16 protein-coding genes are annotated in these 16,216 nt (G+C 73.4%); 12 read left to right on the top strand and 4 right to left on the bottom strand.

All coding sequences use genetic code 11. The annotated features are described in order from the left end of the window. The first annotated feature begins 45 nt into the window (after positions 1-45). Entirely contained in the window at positions 46-1,185 is a 1,140-nt protein-coding gene (locus tag CGE01nite_RS05235) for a sensor histidine kinase (RefSeq protein WP_218022599.1), read from the top strand. Then, the gene (locus tag CGE01nite_RS05230; RefSeq protein WP_141369412.1) at positions 1,182-1,886 is read left to right on the top strand and encodes a response regulator; all 705 of its coding nucleotides are present in this window, start codon (positions 1,182-1,184) and stop codon (positions 1,884-1,886) included. Before CGE01nite_RS05235 ends, CGE01nite_RS05230 begins: the two co-directional genes overlap by 4 nt. Before the next feature lie 109 nt (positions 1,887-1,995). Here CGE01nite_RS05230 and CGE01nite_RS05225 read toward each other — a convergent pair whose 3' ends face one another. From CGE01nite_RS05225 to CGE01nite_RS05215, 3 genes are all read right to left on the bottom strand, one after another. Next, entirely contained in the window at positions 1,996-2,562 is a 567-nt protein-coding gene (locus tag CGE01nite_RS05225) for a hypothetical protein (protein WP_048344049.1), read from the bottom strand. Positions 2,563-2,578: 16 nt separating this feature from the next. Then, positions 2,579-3,025, bottom strand: coding sequence for a GNAT family N-acetyltransferase (locus tag CGE01nite_RS05220; protein ID WP_141369410.1), 447 nt, complete (start codon positions 3,023-3,025; stop codon positions 2,579-2,581). Positions 3,026-3,182: 157 nt separating this feature from the next. Beyond that, a complete protein-coding gene (locus CGE01nite_RS05215) occupies positions 3,183-3,605 on the bottom strand; it encodes a hypothetical protein (protein WP_141369408.1) in 423 nt (140 codons plus the stop codon). A 167-nt stretch (positions 3,606-3,772) separates the two neighbouring features. Here CGE01nite_RS05215 and CGE01nite_RS05210 point away from each other — a divergent pair, with 167 nt between their 5' ends. The 5 genes from CGE01nite_RS05210 to CGE01nite_RS05195 all read left to right on the top strand — a co-directional run bounded on the left by CGE01nite_RS05210 (position 3,773) and on the right by CGE01nite_RS05195 (position 7,357). After that, a complete protein-coding gene (locus CGE01nite_RS05210) occupies positions 3,773-4,375 on the top strand; it encodes a class I SAM-dependent methyltransferase (protein WP_053071767.1) in 603 nt (200 codons plus the stop codon). 75 nt (positions 4,376-4,450) lie between these two features. Next, positions 4,451-4,615, top strand: a complete 165-nt coding sequence (locus CGE01nite_RS16930; RefSeq protein ID WP_156186677.1) for a hypothetical protein — start codon at positions 4,451-4,453, stop codon at positions 4,613-4,615. Further along, complete coding sequence (locus CGE01nite_RS05205; RefSeq protein ID WP_082156501.1) at positions 4,612-6,093, top strand: glycosyltransferase family 39 protein; 1,482 nt, start codon at positions 4,612-4,614, stop codon at positions 6,091-6,093. The genes CGE01nite_RS16930 and CGE01nite_RS05205 overlap by 4 nt, the downstream gene beginning before the upstream one ends. Positions 6,094-6,166: 73 nt before the next feature. Continuing rightward, positions 6,167-7,000 carry an aldo/keto reductase gene (locus CGE01nite_RS05200; protein WP_141369406.1) on the top strand — a complete coding sequence of 278 codons (834 nt, stop codon included), beginning with the start codon at positions 6,167-6,169 and terminating at the stop codon, positions 6,998-7,000. Positions 7,001-7,093: 93 nt separating this feature from the next. After that, on the top strand, positions 7,094-7,357 hold the full coding sequence (locus CGE01nite_RS05195; protein WP_141369404.1) for a GlsB/YeaQ/YmgE family stress response membrane protein: 264 nt from the start codon (positions 7,094-7,096) through the stop codon (positions 7,355-7,357). 78 nt (positions 7,358-7,435) lie between these two features. On the opposite strand, the gene CGE01nite_RS05190 is transcribed toward CGE01nite_RS05195, so the two are convergent. Beyond that, positions 7,436-10,699, bottom strand: a complete 3,264-nt coding sequence (locus CGE01nite_RS05190; protein WP_141369402.1) for a glycoside hydrolase family 48 protein — start codon at positions 10,697-10,699, stop codon at positions 7,436-7,438. A gap of 318 nt (positions 10,700-11,017) precedes the next feature. Between CGE01nite_RS05190 and CGE01nite_RS16925 the strand changes: the two genes are divergently transcribed. From CGE01nite_RS16925 to CGE01nite_RS05165, 5 genes are all read left to right on the top strand, one after another. Next, positions 11,018-11,542, top strand: a complete 525-nt coding sequence (locus CGE01nite_RS16925) for a peptidoglycan-binding domain-containing protein (RefSeq protein ID WP_053071769.1) — start codon at positions 11,018-11,020, stop codon at positions 11,540-11,542. 99 nt (positions 11,543-11,641) lie between these two features. Next, entirely contained in the window at positions 11,642-12,226 is a 585-nt protein-coding gene (locus CGE01nite_RS05180) for an NUDIX hydrolase (protein WP_141369398.1), read from the top strand. A 34-nt stretch (positions 12,227-12,260) separates the two neighbouring features. After that, positions 12,261-13,760: an outer membrane protein assembly factor BamB family protein gene (locus CGE01nite_RS05175; protein WP_141369396.1), complete on the top strand. Its 1,500-nt coding sequence runs from the start codon at positions 12,261-12,263 to the stop codon at positions 13,758-13,760. A 76-nt stretch (positions 13,761-13,836) separates the two neighbouring features. Next, positions 13,837-15,324 (top strand): PQQ-binding-like beta-propeller repeat protein, encoded by a 1,488-nt coding sequence (locus tag CGE01nite_RS05170; protein WP_141369394.1) that lies wholly within the window; start codon positions 13,837-13,839, stop codon positions 15,322-15,324. Positions 15,325-15,375: 51 nt separating this feature from the next. Beyond that, positions 15,376-16,194, top strand: a complete 819-nt coding sequence (locus CGE01nite_RS05165) for a M15 family metallopeptidase (protein ID WP_141369391.1) — start codon at positions 15,376-15,378, stop codon at positions 16,192-16,194. Positions 16,195-16,216 lie beyond the last annotated feature (22 nt).

The raw sequence follows: 16,216 nt of genomic DNA, 5'->3' as shown, positions 1-16,216 counted from the left end.
TTTCGGCCGATCCGGCCCGCGGCCCGCGTCCCTACGCTGGGCGCCGTGATCCTCGACGCCGCGCGACGACTGTGGGCGCTGCCGCCCGCCCCCGACCCGCCCGTGCGCGTGTGGCGCGACTGGGCGCTCGTCGTGCTGGTCACGGTGACCGCGGTCCTGGAGGTGACGCTGCGCAAGGACGTCGCGTGGCCGTTCGCGGCGGTGCCGATGACGGTCCTGCTGGCCGGCACACTGCTGTGGCGCCGGACCCACCCGTTGGCGGCCGTGCTGGTCGCGTTCGGCGCCGTGCTGGTCGTGGAGGTGGCGGTCCGCGTCTCGGGGACGACGAGGTCGGTCGGCCTGGGCTCGATGGGGTTCGTCCTGGTGCTCGGCTACGCCCTGTACCGGTGGGGCTCCGGTCGGCAGATCGTGCTCGGGTCGGCGGTGTTCGGCACGGCGTTCGTGTCGAGCATCACCCGTGACCCGACGTCGGTGGCCGAGACGGTCGCGGGGCTGTTCGTCGTGACCCTGCCGGCCGTCGTGGGCCTCGTCGTGCGACTGGGGTTCGCGGCGCGCACGCGTGCGCTGCAGGACGCGCGGTCGCGCGAACGTGAGCAGCTCGCGCGCGAGCTGCACGACACCGTCGCCCACCACGTGTCCGCGATCGTGGTGCGTGCGCAGGCGGGCCGCGTCGTCGCCGCGACGGACCCGTCCGCGGCGCGTGAGGCCCTCGCGGTGATCGAGCGCGAGGGTGCCCGCACGCTCGCCGAGATGCGCACGCTCGTCGGTGCGTTGCGCGGGACCGACGAAGCCGCCCTCGCGCCTGTCCGCGACGTCGCGGACGTGCCCTCGCTCGCCTCGACCGACTCGCGCGTGGTCGTCGAGCAGTCGGGCCGGCTCGAGGACCTGGGCCCCGCGGTGGGTGGCGCCGTGTACCGGATCGCGCAGGAGTCCGTCACCAACGCGGTGCGGCACGCGCGCGCCGCCACGAGGATCGTCGTGCGCGTCACCGGGGACGACGACGCGGTCCGGTGCACGGTGGCCGACGACGGTGAGACGGTGGGGCCTGTGCGCGGGACGGGGTACGGGATCGTCGGGATGGCCGAGCGGGCGGCGCTGCTGGGCGGCTCGCTGACCGCGGGGCCCGCGGAGCCTCGTGGCTGGGTGGTGGCGGCCGTCCTGCCGCGTCGGGGAGTGGGGGCATGACCTCCGACGACGAGCGCGGCGGGGGGCCGGGCGACCGCGCGCCCGGGACGGACGTGCGTGTGCTGGTCGCCGACGACCAGGAGATCGTGCGCACCGGGCTGCGGATGATCCTCGACGCCCAGCCCGGCATCCGAGTGGTCGGCGAGGCCGCCGACGGTCTCGCCGCCGTCCGGCTGGCCCGTGAGCTGCGCCCCGACGTGTGCCTCCTCGACATCCGGATGCCGGGGACCGACGGCCTGGCCGCGACGCGCCTGCTCGCCGGACCCGACGTCACGGACCCGCTCGCGGTCGTGGTCATCACCACGTTCGACCTCGACGAGTACGTGCACGGCGCGCTGCGCGCGGGTGCGCGTGGGTTCCTGCTCAAGGACGCCGGCCCCGAGCTGCTCGCGCAGGCCGTCCGCGCGGCCGCCGACGGCGAGGCGTTGATCTCCCCGGCCGTCACCGTCCGCCTGCTCGCGGCGTTCGCGCAGACCCGACCTTCCGCACGCCGCGACCCGCTCGAGCCGCTGACCGCGCGCGAGGAGCAGGTCCTGGTCACGGTCGCGCGCGGCCTGACCAACGCCGAGATCGCGACGGAGCTGCACGTCTCCCTGAGCACCGTGAAGACGCACCTCACGGGCCTGACGACCAAGCTCGGCGCTCGCAACCGCGTGCAGATCGCGATGTGGGCCTACGAGACGGGCCGCTTCCGCCCCTGAGCCCGAGGAAGGAGTCGCGCGCGCTACACCTCCTCGTCGACGCGGCTGCAGGCGCGTCGCGCCGACGAGCTGGCACCCGGCCCTGGCCATCACAACGAGGGCGCGTTTGTCACGGGCTTCTTGAAGAAGAGATGTGGAGCAGGCGGCGCAGTCGTGCGTGGCGCTCGTCCCTGCGGGCCGCGCGGGCTCGCTCTCGTTTCTCGCGTCGTCGTCGGTGGACCTCCGCGAGCGGGACCAGCGGAGCGATGTGCGCCACCCGCTCGCGCAGCATGGCGGCGTCGGCGTCGGTCAGCTCGACGACGATCGACGACGCGCAGTCGTGCAGGCCGACGATCGACTCCCTCGAGGCGTTCGGCGTCACGTAGCCGGACACGTAGATCGACCACGGTGCGTACAGCTCCGCGTCCGCCCACTCGGGGTCGTCGGGAGTCAGCGAGAGGCTGATGCCTGGATCGGAGCGCTTCGGGTGGCGTCGTCGGATGAGAGCGGTCAGTCGCGCCTGCGCCGCGAGCACCGGCTCGGGCATCTGGTCGTCGCGGTAGTCGCTGCAGACGTCGATGGACACGCAGCGCAGGTCCGGCCGGACCAGGTCGAAGATCGCGGCACTGACCGTCGCGGCGTCGTCGCGATCGCGCACGTGCGCATCGATCGTGTACGCCACGCGCGCCTGTTCCACGGGCCCGACCGTAGTGCTAGGGCGCGTCGGTCAGGGGCTTCTTGAAGAAGGTGGCGGACTCCTCGTAGCCGAGCGCGGTGGAGAACGCGCCTGCTCGTCGGCTCGCGAGCGCGAGGTAGGCGGCGCCGTTGTCGCGTCCCCACTGCTCGGCGTGACGCATGAGGTCTCGGCCCACGCCTGACCGGCGGCGGTGCTCAGCGACCATGACCTCCTCGACCCAGGCGACCGGGCCGTTGGCGAGGAACGTCAGGTGCCGGTGGGCGAGCAGGTATCCCACCACGACCTCGTCGGACTCGGCGACGGCGATCAGCGCGCCCGGGGCCGAGCGCAGGGCCCGCCACGTCGCCTCGAAGGCCTCGCGCCGTGGGGCGAGCGACGTCGCGAAGTCGCGGGCGAGCGGCCAGACCTGGTCGGAGTCGGCCGCCCGCGCGACGCGCACGCGCGGGCGAGGGTTCTGCGGCATCGACGCAGTGTCGCGAGCGGCCGTGCATGCCGCAAGGGTGTGGGCCGACGCTCGTCGCTCGCAGACTCCGGGAGTGCGGCTCTCCACACGCATGCTCGTCGTCGAGGGAGCCGCCGGACGGTCCGTACGCCGGCTGCCCGACGCGCGCGCGCGACCGCTACGGCACTGCGGAAGGTACCGGGTCGTGCGGCACCACCTCGGTGGAGCTGCCGCGAGCGAGCACGAACCAGTACACAGCCGCAGCCACACCCACGGCAGCCAGGACGACGCCCACGCCCAACCACACGTTGCGACGCAGGTCGGGGCGCCTGACCCGCAACCAGACGCCCACTGCGAGCGCGAGCAGGGAGACCAGCGCCCCAGCCGGCGGCAGCAGCACCAGCAGCACCAGGCCCGTGACAGCCGTGACCACGGCACCTGTCACCGCACGCCTGTCGTCTGCGGTCAGCGTCCTCGGGTGTTCGACGCTGGCCGCGAGAGCCTCGGGCGGTCCCAGCTCAGCGATCGCCGCGGTCACGCCCTCGCCCGTCGAGCCGGGCCCCAGCGGCTGGTCCACCTCGGTGCGTGCCGTTCGCTTCACGTGTGAAGTCCCCCTTGAGTGCGCGGTCGTCCTCGCGGACGCACTCCCGCCAGGCCGACCTGAATGCCATCAGGGCGGACAGCCCCGATGGTGTGAGCATGCCGTACCGGCGAGGCGCCCCATCCGACGCCGCGCCTAGGCTGGCCGGGCGCGGGAGGGGAGCTGCAGTGGTGGAGGGGCAGGCGTACTGGGACACGCAGGCGGCGACGTACGACCGGGCGACCGCCTGGATCGAGCCGCGCCTGCTGGCTCCCGCCCGCGAGTGGGTCGCGCAGCGCGTGCGGGGCCACACGCTCGAGGTCGCCGCCGGCACCGGCGCGAACCTGCCGTACCTCCGGGGCCGGTACGAGCTGGTGGTGTGGGACTCGAGCGGAGCGCTGCTCGCCGAGGCGCGGGGCCGCGCACGTGACCTCGGCGTCGACGTCACCGCGGTCCAGGCGGACGCGTCGCGCCTGCCGTGGCCCGACGCGCACTTCGACACCGTGGTCTGCACCTTCGCGCTGTGCTGCGTGCCGGACGAGGTCGCGGTGCTGCGCGAGCCCGCGAGTGTGGTGCACCCCCAGGGAGCAGTGCTGCTCGCGGACCACGTCGAGTCGTCCGCCTGGCTCGGGCGCCTGGTGCAGCGCGGGCTCGACGTCGCCGGCCGACGATACGGCGAGCACCACCGTCGTCGCCCGCTCCTGCGCCTCTCGGAAGCCGGCCTGACGGCGGTCGAGCACACCGCCGGCCGCTACCGCCTGGTCGAGCAGGTCGCCGCATGTCGCGCATGACCGCGGAACCCCGGACAGGCGCTAGGCCCGGTTCCTAGAGTTGCGGACACCCGAACCCGGCATCCGGAGGGCCCGATGGCCGAACGCCCGCCCGACGACATCCGCGCCGGCGTGCTCGTCCTGCTGGCGGCGGTGTGCGCCCTCCCAGTCGTCGCGTGCCTCGGTGCGGTTCGCGACGCAGCGGGCGTCGTCGTCGCTTCTCCCCTGCTGGCCGCGGCGGCTGCGACGTTCGTCGGATGATGCGGATAAAGGAGGAGACGGACGTCGACGGGCCGAAGCCGATCGCGTGGCGGCCCCTGCTTGCGGTCGTCGGCGGGCTCGTCGTCGTGCTGCTCGCCTTCGCGGGGCGGTACGGGGCGCACCGGGACGAGCTGTACTTCGTCGCCGCGGGGCACCGGCTCGCGTGGGGCTACCCGGACCAGCCTCCGCTCACGCCGCTGCTCGCGCGCCTGGCCGACGAGGCCGCGCCCGGCAGCGTGTGGGCGCTGCACGTGGTGCCTGCGCTCGTCGTCGGGGCGCTCGTGCTGGTCGCGGCGCTGACGGCCCGCGAGCTGGGCGGGGCGCGCGTCGAGCAGACGGTGACGGCGGTGCTGGTCGCGACCGGTGTGGTGACGCTGGTCTCCGGGCACATGCTGTCGACGACGACGACGGACACGCTGTTCTGGGCGCTCGTCGTCTGGCTCACGCTCGCGACGCTGCGGCGCGACGACCCGCGCGGGTGGCTCGTCGTCGGCCTGGTGGCGGGGGCGGGGCTCGAGAACAAGCACCTGGTGGCGTTCCTGCTCCTCGCGCTCGCGGTCGCAGTGGTGGCGACGCGCGAGACCCGCCACCACGCGCGCTCGCCGTGGGCGTGGGCGGGCGCCGGGATCGCGCTCGTGCTGTGGCTGCCGAACCTGCTGTGGCAGGCGCAGCACGGCTGGCCGCAGCTCGAGCTCGCGGCGGACATCCGCGACGAGTACCTGACGCTCGGGGGACGGCTGGAGTTCGTCGGGCTCTCGCTCGTGCTGCTCAACCCCGTGGTGACGGTGGTCTGGGTGATCGGGCTCGTGCGCCTGCTGCGGGAGCGCGCGTGGCGGTGGGCGCGGCCCGTCGCGTGGGCGTACGTGCTGCTCGTCGTCGTCTTCCTCCTGACGGGCGGCAAGGCGTACTACCTCGCGGGCCTGTACCCGGCGCTCGTCGCCGCGGGCGTGTGCGCGCTCGCGGCCACGCGGCCGGCCCGACGCACCGCGCGGCTGGGCGCGATCGCGGCGGCCGCGAGCCTTATCGCGCTGCCCGCGGCGCTGCCCGTGCTGCCGGTGGGCACGTTCGCGGGCTCGCCGTGGGCGGCGCTGGGGGAGGACCAGGTCGAGATGATCGGCTGGGACGTGTTCTCCGCGCGCGTCGCCGAGGTCGTCGACGAGCACGACGCCGGGCTGGTGCTGACCGCCAGCTACGGCGACGCGGGTGCGCTCGAGCACGTGCGCGTGCTGCCGTCCGACGTTCGGGTGGCCAGCGGCCACAACGGGTTCGCCGCCTGGGGCCCGCCGCCCGACGACGAGCGCACGGTCGTCCTGACGGGCTACCCGCGGGCGCCTTCGTGGATGCGCGGCTGCACCCGCGTGGCCCCGGTCGCCACGGGTGTCGACAACGAGGCGTCGCAGGCTCCGCTCTTCGTGTGCGACGGGCCGACGAGGCCATGGGACCAGGTCTGGCCGCAGGTCACCCACCTGTCCGCGTGAGCGCGGGCGCTCGTCGGGAATCCGGGCGGGATCCGGGTGAGACTGGGCGCACCGCATCAGCACAGGAGGAACGATGACGTCCGTCCCCACGATCGCTCTCAACAACGGTGTGACGATCCCGCAGCTCGGCTTCGGGACGTTCCAGATCCCGCCCGACGAGACGAAGGACGCGGTCCTGACGGCGTTCGAGGTCGGGTACCGGCACATCGACACCGCGCAGGGCTACGGCAACGAGAAGGGCGTGGGCGACGCGCTCGCGGCCAGCGGCCTGGCGCGCGACGAGGTGTTCGTGACCAGCAAGCTCAACAACAGCTTCCTCACGCACGACGACGCTCTGGCCTCGTTCGAGCGCTCGCTCGAGGCCCTCGGCTCGGACCACGTCGACCTGTTCCTCATCCACTGGCCGCTGCCGACGGCGAGCGACTTCGTCGCGCGGTGGCGCGCGCTCGAGGAGATCTACGCCTCGGGCCGGGCGCGGGCGATCGGTGTGTCGAACTTCCAGGTCAACCACCTCAACCGCCTCCTGGCGGAGACGACCGTGGTCCCCGCGGTGAACCAGATCGAGGTGCACCCGTACCTGACCAACGAGGCGGTGCGGGCGGCGGACGCCGCGCACGGCATCGCCACCGAGGCGTGGTCGCCGATCGCGAAGGGCGAGGTGCTCGACGACCCGGTGGTCCAGCGGATCGCGCAGGCGACGGGCCGCACCCCGGCGCAGGTGGTGCTGCGCTGGCACGTGCAGCGCGGGGACATCGTGTTCCCGAAGTCCGTGACGCGCTCGCGCGTCGAGGAGAACTTCGCGCTGTTCGACTTCGAGCTCTCGCCCGAGGACGTCGCGGCGCTGGGCGCCCTCGACCGCGGCCACCGGACCGGTCCCGACCCGGACACGTTCGACTTCGTCGGCTGAGCTCGGCGGCCCGGGCCGACCCGCTCGGCGCGCGGATGCAGGCGGTCGCGCCTACATTCCAGAGGTCCGTTCGTCTGGCTTCTGGAGGTTGGCATGACCGTCACCGGGATCATCTCCGCGATCATCATCGGCCTGATCATCGGGGCACTCGGACGACTGTTCGCGCGCGGCAAGCAGGACATCCCGATCTGGCTGACGATCGTCGTCGGCATCATCGCGGCGCTCCTGGGCTCGCTCCTGGCGGGTCTGCTGGGCGTGCGTGACACGGACGGGATCGACTGGATCGAGCTCATCATCCAGATCGTGCTGGCCGTGATCGGTGTCTCGATCGCGGCGAACATGCGCGGTCGCCGGTAGTACCGGACGACGCAACGGGAGAGCCCCGGGGACCAGATGGTCCCCGGGGCTCTCCCGTGTGCGACTGCAGTCAGGCGATCAGCTGCAGGCCGTGCCGTTGAGCGTGAACGACGTCGGGTTCGTGTTCGTGCCCGTGTGCGAGCCGTTGAACCCGATGTCGGCGGTCTGCCCCGGTGCCAGCGTGCCGTTCCAGGCCGCGTTGGTCGCCGTGACGTTCGCGCCGGACTGGGTCCAGTTGGCGCTCCAGCCCTGCTGGACCTGCTGGCCGTTGGCGAAGCTGAACTTCAGCGTCCACCCGTTGAGGGGCGTCGTGCCGGTGTTCGTGATCCTCACCGACGCCGTGAAGCCGGTGTTCCAGCTCGGGGCGTTGTAGGTGACCTTGCAGGTCCCGGTGGGGGTCGTCGTCTTCGTCGTGACCGACAGCGCGGAGGAGGCCGCCGAGACGTTGCCCGCCGCGTCCTTGGCCCGCACCGTGTACGAGTACGCCGTGCCGGCGGTCAGGCCGGTGTCGGAGTACGTGGTGCCGGTCGAGGAGCCGACGAGCGTCGTGCCGCGGTAGACGTCGTAGCCCGTCACGGCGACGTTGTCGGTCGACGCCGTCCAGGACAGCGCCACGGAGGTCTCCGTGACCGTGCCCGCCGTCAGGCCCGTGGGCACGCTGGGTGCCTGCGTGTCGACGACCGTGCCGGTCTTCGTCGTCACCGACAGCGCGGAGGAGGCTGCGGAGACGTTGCCCGCCGCGTCCTTGGCCCGCACCGTGTACGAGTACGCGGTGGCGGCCGTGAGGCCGGTGTCCGTGTACGTCGTGCCGGTGGCCGACCCGACCTTCGTCGTGCCGCGGTAGACGTCGTACCCGACGACCCCGACGTTGTCCGTGGACGCCGTCCAGGACAGCGCCACCGAGGTCTCGGTGACCGTGCCCGCCGTCAGGCCCGTGGGCACGCTGGGTGCCTGCGTGTCGACGACCGTGCCCGTCTCCGTGGTGACCGCCAGGGCCGAGGAGGCCGACGAGATGTTCCCCGCCGCGTCCTTGGCCCGCACCGTGTACGAGTACGTGGTGCCGGCGGCCAGGCCGGTGTCGGCGTACGACGTCGTGGTCGAGGAGCCGACCTTCGTCGTGCCGCGGTAGATGTCGTAGCCCGTCACGCCGACGTTGTCGGTCGAGGCGGTCCACGAGATCGTCGCCGACGTGCTGGTGACACCGCTCGCCGTCAGGCCGGTGGGGGCCGTCGGGGCCTGCGTGTCGCCGGGCGTGGTGCCCTCGTCGAACAGGCGCGAATAGTCCGCGAGCGCCGCCGCGATGGCCGTCTGCGACCAGAAGCGGTGGTAGGTGAACGTCGGGGCGACGCCCGTGCTGAGCGCGGTCTGGACCTTCGACCAGGCCGGGTCCTTCTTGTAGAAGGACCGGATGTCCAGGAACGAGACGCCCGGCTTGATCACGTCGCCGTTGGGCATCGTGCCGGTCCAGCCCGACGGGATGTAGATGCCGTCGCCGCCGGCCACGTACGCGTCGTCGAACCGCTTGTAGTCCTCACGGGTCTCCGGTGCGGACACGCCCAGCGGGTCCTGGTTGTTGGCCCAGATCGCGTCGAGCAGCGCCTTGGCCTTGTCACGCGCCGCGGTGTTGCCGGACTTGGCGGCGTAGAACAGCAGGGCACGGGCGGTGTCGCCGGCGACGCCGACGTCCTGGCCGTAGTCCTTGACCGTGACCGTCAGACCGGGGTTGCCGGTGGGCGCCGAGGCGTTCCACGTGTCGGGCTTGCCGGTCCAGACGAGCGTGCTCGGGACCTTCCAGTTCGCGCCGTCCGTCGAGATGTTCGCGACGACCCAGGGGACCCACTTGTCGAGGATCGCCTTGGCCTGCGGGTTGCCCGACGCGTAGTAGAGCTCGGCGACGCGCTGCACGCCCCACGCCTGCATGCCGAACCACTGGTTCGACGGCGGGTCGTTGTAGACGGGCGCCTCGGTGTAGCCCATGCCGTAGAACGTGGGCGTGCCCGCCGGCGGCGTCGCGTACGCACCGTTCCACGAGTTGGTCGCGCCACCGGCGATGCCGCCGTTCGACGCCTGCAGCCAGGTGTAGAACTCGAGCTGACGCGTGAGCGACTTGCTCCAGTCGTCCTTGGCGGTCGCCGACTTCGGCGTGAGCGCCGCGTCGGTCGACAGGGCCCAGGCCGCGAGCGGGTTCTGGTAGCCGAAGTGCGCGTGCGACGAACCGATGCGCCAGGCCCAGCCGGAGCTCGTGTCGGTCGCGCCGCCCCACGCCATGTACCAGGACAGCAGGTAGTGCGCGCTCTCCCGGTTGGAGCCGGCCGCGCAGCTGGGCGAGGTGCAGCCGATGGTCTTGAAGTACTTGTCGAACAGCGTGTAGCGCAGGTAGTCGCCGAGCTTGGCGGCCTTGGCCACCGTCGCCGCGACGGCGGACTGCTTGCCCTGCGCGGTCGCCCACTGGTTGGCCCAGTAGACGGCCTCGATGGCACGCGCGTCGGCGTCGGAGGCCGACGTGTACTTCCACTGCTTGGCGTACGCCGAGTCACCCGTGAACAGGTCGAGGTACCCGTTCTTGCCGCCGTACTTGAACTCCTCGCAGCTCGGCTGCGGGACGGTCTCCCAGACGGACTCCTGCTGGCCGCGCTGGAAGGTGTTGATGAAGGACGTGCCGGTCGCGGTCGGGCCCAGCTCACAGCCCGCACCCGGCGTCACGCCGAAGCCGTAGACGTTGTCGACGTCCGCGAGCCAGTGCATCTGGTAGATGTCGGAGGTGCCGTAGGTGGACTTCAGCTCGTTGGCGAGCGGGTCCTTGCCCACGCTCACGCCGCTCGACAGCTGCGCCGGGTAGCCGCTCGGGTGGGCGTACTCGGAGGCGTACGTCGCCGGCGAGTTGGGGTTGTAGAAGGAGTTCGTCGGCTGGTCCACCGACTGGGGGATCATGTACTTCTCCATGGTCTCCCAGGCATGGTTCAGCGGCGCCCAGTCCTCGGTGACCTGTCCGTACAGGGCCTCGAGCCAGATCCAGTAGGAGTACGCCTCGGACGTCGTCTCGTGGCCGTAGTCGGGTGCCTCGACGATGAGGGTCTCGACGGAGTGGTACGGGATGCCCTGAGCGGAGAAGTAGCCGTTCGCGGGGTCCTTGATCTTGTCGTACTGCGCGAGGAAGCGCTGCGCGTAGTCACCGTCCACGGCGGCGCGCACGGGCGACGCGGCCGGGACGGACAACGTGGACGGCAGGGAGCCTCCACCGGTCGCGGCGGAGGCTGGGGTGATCCCGGCCGCCAGGAGAGACGACACGCTGAGGGCGGCCAGGGCCACCCAGGCGTGTCGCCGTCGGGTCGAATGGGACATCGTCCGTACCTTTCTGGCTGGTGGGCGAGCCCGGCGCTACGACGCAGGACGGCCCGCCGCACCCGCGGGCTGACGCGGGGCGGTGGTGGAGGTGCACTGATCCCGGGTGCGGCGGACGGGCGCGGGGCGTCGATGCCGAGCGGCCGTGGACGACGGTCGGGACGCGTTCACCATCGCGAGCGGCGGAAGAGCCGTAAAGCACTCGAATCGATTAACGTGGGAGCGCGACCACCGGTCCGACCCGTGCCACGCGTACCCCTGTGCCAGGTTGTCCGAGGCACCGATACGTGCCGTCGGACGAGACCCTGGAGGACGTACATGAAGCTCGCTGGACGACTCGCACTGACCGTCGCCGTCGCGGCACTGACCGTGGGCCTCGGGGGTGTCCCGGCGACGGCGACGCCCGGAGGCAGCGGCTACGTGGACGGGGACGGCGGCGCCGCGACGAACGACTGGGCCGGCGAGGGCGTCGTCAACCAGTCCACGAGCGCCCGCAGCGCGGCAGCCGGCCTGTGGCAGGCGTTCCTGTTCTCGCAGGGCTACCTCGGCTCGTGGGACGACGTCGACTGCTCGTTCGGCCCGAACACCGCGAGCGCGACCCGCAGGTTCCAGGCGGACCGCGGCCTCACGGTCGACGGCTCGGCCGGCCCGCAGAGCTTCGGTGCGGCCGACAACGCCCTGCGCCTGGCACCCGACGGCGCCTACGACCAGGTGCTGGCCGGCACGGGCAGCCGCACGGTCTCCTACCTGCGGGTGACCAACAACATCTACGCGTTCCAGTACCAGGCGACCAAGGGTGCGTGGCTCTACGCCTCGTACGCGAACCGCTCGTCGCTGTGCTGACGGTTCGGCCCTGACCCGCTCGGTGCCTGCGGGTGCGGCGTCGCGATCACGCGTCGCGGTGCCGCACCCGCAGCGGCATGCTGGCGCGTGGGAGGCGGCATGGGAGCGCGCAGCGCGGGGCTGGTGGTCTACCGGCGGGACGACGACGGCGTCCGCGTGCTCCTGGCGCACATGGGCGGCCCGTTCTGGGCTCGTCGCGAGCGGGCGTGGTCGATCCCGAAGGGCGTGATCGAGTCCGGCGAGGAGCCGCACGACGCGGCGCTGCGCGAGTACGCCGAGGAGCTCGGGTTCGCACCGCCCGAGCCGCTGCGCGCCGACGAGCCGCTCGGCGAGGTGCGGCAGTCGGGCGGCAAGATCGTCGAGGCATGGGCCCGCGAGGGCGTGGTCCAGGTGGACGCGCTCCTCGGGCACGACGAGGCCGGCGGGACCACGGTGACCGGGGCGACGGCGACGATCCCGTGGCCGCCGCGCTCGGGCCGCACGCTGGAGGTGCCCGAGGTCGACCGCGTCGCATGGGTCGGTCTCGACGACGCGCGCCGGCTGGTCGTGGCGGCGCAGGAGGCGTTCCTCGACCGGCTCGTCGACCTGCTGGCGACGCGTGCGGCAGACGACGGACGGGCCGACGAGCAGCCCGACGAACTGCTCGTCGCACAGCCGGACGAGCCGGTCGACGCCCCCGGGTGATGCGGGCGCGCCGGCGCGGGGTTACCGTCCGAGGATGAGCGACGGGCACGCTCTGCAGCGTGTCGAGCTCGTCGAGGACGACGCGCTCGCGCTCGGTCCTGCGCCCGGCGACGGTCGCCGGCTCGCGCACGCCGACGGCACCGGTCCTGCGCCCTCCGGGAGACGGCGCGTCCGCTGGCTCGTCGCGACGGTCGGCGTGGTCGGCCTGCTCGGGTTCGCGGTGGTGGGCGCGCAGGCGGCGCTCGACTCGGGCTACGAGGACCGCGTCGCCGCGCGGGCGGCCCTGCCCGGGGCGGTCGAGCCGATGCGGCCGCGGTTGCAGGTGCGGTGGTCCACCGAGGCCGCGGTCATGGACTCCCTGCTGCTCGACCGCCCGGTCGGCGGCGCGTACCTCGGCGCACGCGCCGTCCCTGACGGCTCGGTGCAGGCTGTGGCGCTCGACTCCGCGACCGGCGGTGCGCGCTGGACCACGTCGCTGCGCGGCGGGCTCGGTGAGGACGCGATCGTCCCCGGGTCGGGCCGTGGGTGCACCACCGCGACCACGCCCGACGCTCCCGTCGACGCGCTGGTGTGCGTCGTGGTCTACCGCGCGCACGGCCAGCACGAGTCGGACCCCGCCGAGCGCGCCGAGGTCGTGGCCCTCGACGCGACGACCGGCACCGTCCTCGCGCGCCACGCCGCGCCCACGCAGGCGGGCCGCGTCGTGGTGCTCGGCGACCAGGCGGTGGTCGCGTGGCGCGCGCTCGGCACCGTGAACGTCCACGCGCAGGACCTCCTGACGGGCGCGGCCCGGTGGCAGACCCGGCTCTCGGTGCCGCGCTCGGGCATCCTGACGGTCGGCTCGCTGCGGGACGCGCCGCGCATCGGGCGCGTGCAGCTCGCGGCGGGTGGCGGGGTCGTCGTCGTAGGCGCGGCGCAGCAGGTCTTCCTCCTGACACCGAGCGGCGACCTGCGCGAGGGGACCGGGCGCCTCGACGGCTACGTGCGGCAGGTGCGCGCCGACCGCGTCGTGGTGCTCACCGTCCACGGGTCCGCGGGGACGCTCGTCGTGCGGTCCGGGGCCGACGACGTGCACGTGCCGCACGTCGTCGCGCTCCCGACCCTCGACGACGGGTCTCTGGCGGACCTGGTGCTCACGGTCGAGGCCGGCCTGCGCGGCTACGACCGGACGTCCGGCGCGCTGCGGTGGGCGCTCGACGGCAGGGACAGCGGGACGATCGTGCTGGACGGCACCGTCTACCAGAGCGGTGACGCGGCGCTGGTGCGTGCCGTCGACGGGCGCTCGGGGCGCGAGCTGTGGGCCGTGCCCGCGCCGCGCGCGGCGTACGTGACGGACCTCGTCACCGACGGCGAGCGGCTGTACGTGGCGCTGCACGGGCTGGTCGGCTCCGACAAGACCTGGCGGGTCTACGGGTTCGACGGTCTCGACGAGGGCACGCTCGAGGCGCCCGCCGGGTGGCGCGGCCTCGAGATCCGCGGCCGCGTGCTCGTCGCGACCTCGACCGACGCGTCCCGGGCAGCAGTCCTCGGCTGAGAGTCGCCCGGTCCGTCGTGGTCGTGTGCGACGCTCGTCGTGAACTACCGGACGAGGGCTGACGAGGACGGGAGCGATGAGCGGCGACCTGCAGCGTGTCGAGCTGGACGACGACACCGACGACGCGTCCCGGTTCGGGCAGAGCGAGCACGCCGACGCGCGCGGCGAGGACGGTCCGCGCAGGTCACGGCGCGGGCGCGTCGTGCTCGGGGTGGGTGCCGCGCTCGTCGTCGCCGGGCTCGTCGCGGCACAGGCGGTCCTGGACGCGCGCGAGCGCGACGCGGTGGCGGCGCTCCGGGAGGTTCGCGGTGTGCTCGCGCCGATCGGGGACAGCCTGGAGGTCGCCTACTCGGTCCCGGGCCTGCAGTGGCTCGAGCTGCCGAAGGACGACGACGTGCTGCTGCTCGTCACGGCCGACGGCGGCACGGGCTCGCACCTGCGTGCGGTGGACGCCGAGACAGGCGTCGCGCGGTGGGACGTTCCGGTCGGCGCGCAGGTGGCGACGGCGCAAGGGGTGCAGTGCGGTGCGGGACGCCTCGACGGGGTCGGTGCTGTCGTCGCGTGCCTGGACACCGACGGCGGGGTCCGCTGGGACGACGACGGCCAGTCCGAACGCCGTCCGGCGACCTACGCGCGCGTGCTCGTGCACGCGCAGGACGACGGTCGCCAGGTCGCCGCGTGGGACCTCGACCTGACGGGCGAGGGCTTCGCGGTGCTGGACGGGCAGGTCGCGGCCGTGGCGCGCGACGGCGCGGACCTCGTCGTGACCGCCCACGACCTCGCCACGGGCCAGCAGCGCTGGCGACGTTCCCTGGTCGGCGCGGGGGGCGAGCAGGCCGAAGGCGACGTGGACGCGTACTACACGTCGGTGAACGTGCTCGTCGGCGGCGGGGCGTTCGTCGTGTCGGCGCCTGACGGCTCCCAGGTGGTGGTGGCCGCTGACGGCACCGTGCTGCCGCCGACCCGCGGTGTGAACTGGGTGGGGCCCGACACGCGCACGCTCGTCGTCGACATCAACGCCGACGACGCCGACGGTGCGCGCACGGCACTCGTGCGCGACGGCGTGCTCAGCCCCGCGGTCCGGGGCACGGCGGTGAGCACCGGCGTCGACGACGGGTCGTTCGGCGACGTGGTGTTCACGTCCGCGGACGGGCTCACGGCCTGGGACGCGACCACGGGCGCCCGCCGGTGGGCGACGGACGGCGACGACGGCGTCGCGACCTACCACGGGGTGCTCGTCGCACGCGGCACCGTCTACGGGTGGGGGCCGTCGGGGCTCACCGCGTTCGACCGCGACGGCCACGTGAGATGGCGGCACGCGCTGCCCGACGAGGCGACGCCCTCGAACGTGAGCACCGACGGCGAGCGGCTGTACGTCGTGGTGGACACCTCCGACGGGCAGGAGCCGAGCGTTCCCGAGGTGCAGGCGCTGACGTTCGACGGCGAGCCAGCCGGACGTGTCGCCGTCCCGCGCGACATCCGGTGGCTGAGTCCCATCAACGACCGGTTCTGGGGCTCGGTCGTGACCGACGACGGCGAGAGCTCGATCGCCGTCCTGCGCTGAGGCGTCCCACCACGGGTGGCCGCGCTCCGCCGCCGCCCCGATGATGAGGCGATGGACGAGCGCGGACCGCTCCGCACGCTCGTCGTGCTCGCGCTCGCGGGCGGGCTGACCGGCGTGGCGGCGTGCACCGCGGGGGAGTCCGACGACGGCGCGGACCCCGCGAGCAGCGCGCGCCCGCCGACGACGAGCCTCGCTCGCACGCCGACACCCTCCGCGAGCCCCAGCCCGACACCGAGTCCCTCACCGAGCCCGTCACAGCGTCCGTCCGCAGGCCCGAGCCGGAGTCCCACGCCGGCCGCGCCGACGTTCACGTCGAGCGTCACGACGATCGACGACGAGATCGCGGTACGGATGCACGCGTCGTGGCGCCGGGGCTGCCCCGTGCCGCTCGCCGACCTGCGCTACGTGCAGGTCAGCCACGTGGACTTCGACGGCGTGGTCCGCCAGGGCGAGCTCGTGGTGCACGAGGACCTGGCCGACGGGATCGTGGACGTCTTCGCGCGGCTGTTCGCGCTCGGCTACCCGATCCGGTCGATGCGCCTGGTCGACGACTTCGGGGCCGACGACACCGCCTCAATGGACGCGGACAACACCTCGGCGTTCAACTGCCGGGCGATCACGGGCGGCACCGCGTGGTCGGAGCACGCCTACGGGCGCGCGCTCGACCTGAACCCCGTCGAGAACCCCTACGTGATCGGCTCGCACGTCGCACCGCGCGCGGGGCGGGCGTTCGTGGACCGCGCGCCCGCCCCGGGGGTGATCCGCGCGGACGACGAGGTCGTGCGCGCGTTCGCCGCGGCGGGGTGGCGCTGGGGCGGGTACTGGGACTCGCCGACCGACTACCAGCACTTCTCGACGACGGGCCGCTGAGCATCGTCGTCCCCTCGGGGAG

Source organism: Cellulomonas gelida (assembly GCF_006538725.1).
Lineage (GTDB): Bacteria > Actinomycetota > Actinomycetes > Actinomycetales > Cellulomonadaceae > Cellulomonas > Cellulomonas gelida.
This window is presented reverse-complemented; position numbering and strand designations above follow the sequence as displayed.

Coding starts and splice junctions, on each gene's coding strand:
- CGE01nite_RS05205 (WP_082156501.1), top strand. CDS start 4,612: ATGATGCGGATAAAGGAGGAGACGGACGTCGACGGGCCGAAGCCGATC.
- CGE01nite_RS05170 (WP_141369394.1), top strand. CDS start 13,837: ATGAGCGGCGACCTGCAGCGTGTCGAGCTGGACGACGACACCGACGAC.
- CGE01nite_RS16925 (WP_053071769.1), top strand. CDS start 11,018: ATGAAGCTCGCTGGACGACTCGCACTGACCGTCGCCGTCGCGGCACTG.
- CGE01nite_RS05165 (WP_141369391.1), top strand. CDS start 15,376: ATGGACGAGCGCGGACCGCTCCGCACGCTCGTCGTGCTCGCGCTCGCG.
- CGE01nite_RS05180 (WP_141369398.1), top strand. CDS start 11,642: ATGGGAGCGCGCAGCGCGGGGCTGGTGGTCTACCGGCGGGACGACGAC.
- CGE01nite_RS05220 (WP_141369410.1), bottom strand. CDS start 3,025: ATGCCGCAGAACCCTCGCCCGCGCGTGCGCGTCGCGCGGGCGGCCGAC.
- CGE01nite_RS05190 (WP_141369402.1), bottom strand. CDS start 10,699: ATGTCCCATTCGACCCGACGGCGACACGCCTGGGTGGCCCTGGCCGCC.
- CGE01nite_RS05175 (WP_141369396.1), top strand. CDS start 12,261: ATGAGCGACGGGCACGCTCTGCAGCGTGTCGAGCTCGTCGAGGACGAC.
- CGE01nite_RS05200 (WP_141369406.1), top strand. CDS start 6,167: ATGACGTCCGTCCCCACGATCGCTCTCAACAACGGTGTGACGATCCCG.
- CGE01nite_RS05230 (WP_141369412.1), top strand. CDS start 1,182: ATGACCTCCGACGACGAGCGCGGCGGGGGGCCGGGCGACCGCGCGCCC.
- CGE01nite_RS05195 (WP_141369404.1), top strand. CDS start 7,094: ATGACCGTCACCGGGATCATCTCCGCGATCATCATCGGCCTGATCATC.
- CGE01nite_RS16930 (WP_156186677.1), top strand. CDS start 4,451: ATGGCCGAACGCCCGCCCGACGACATCCGCGCCGGCGTGCTCGTCCTG.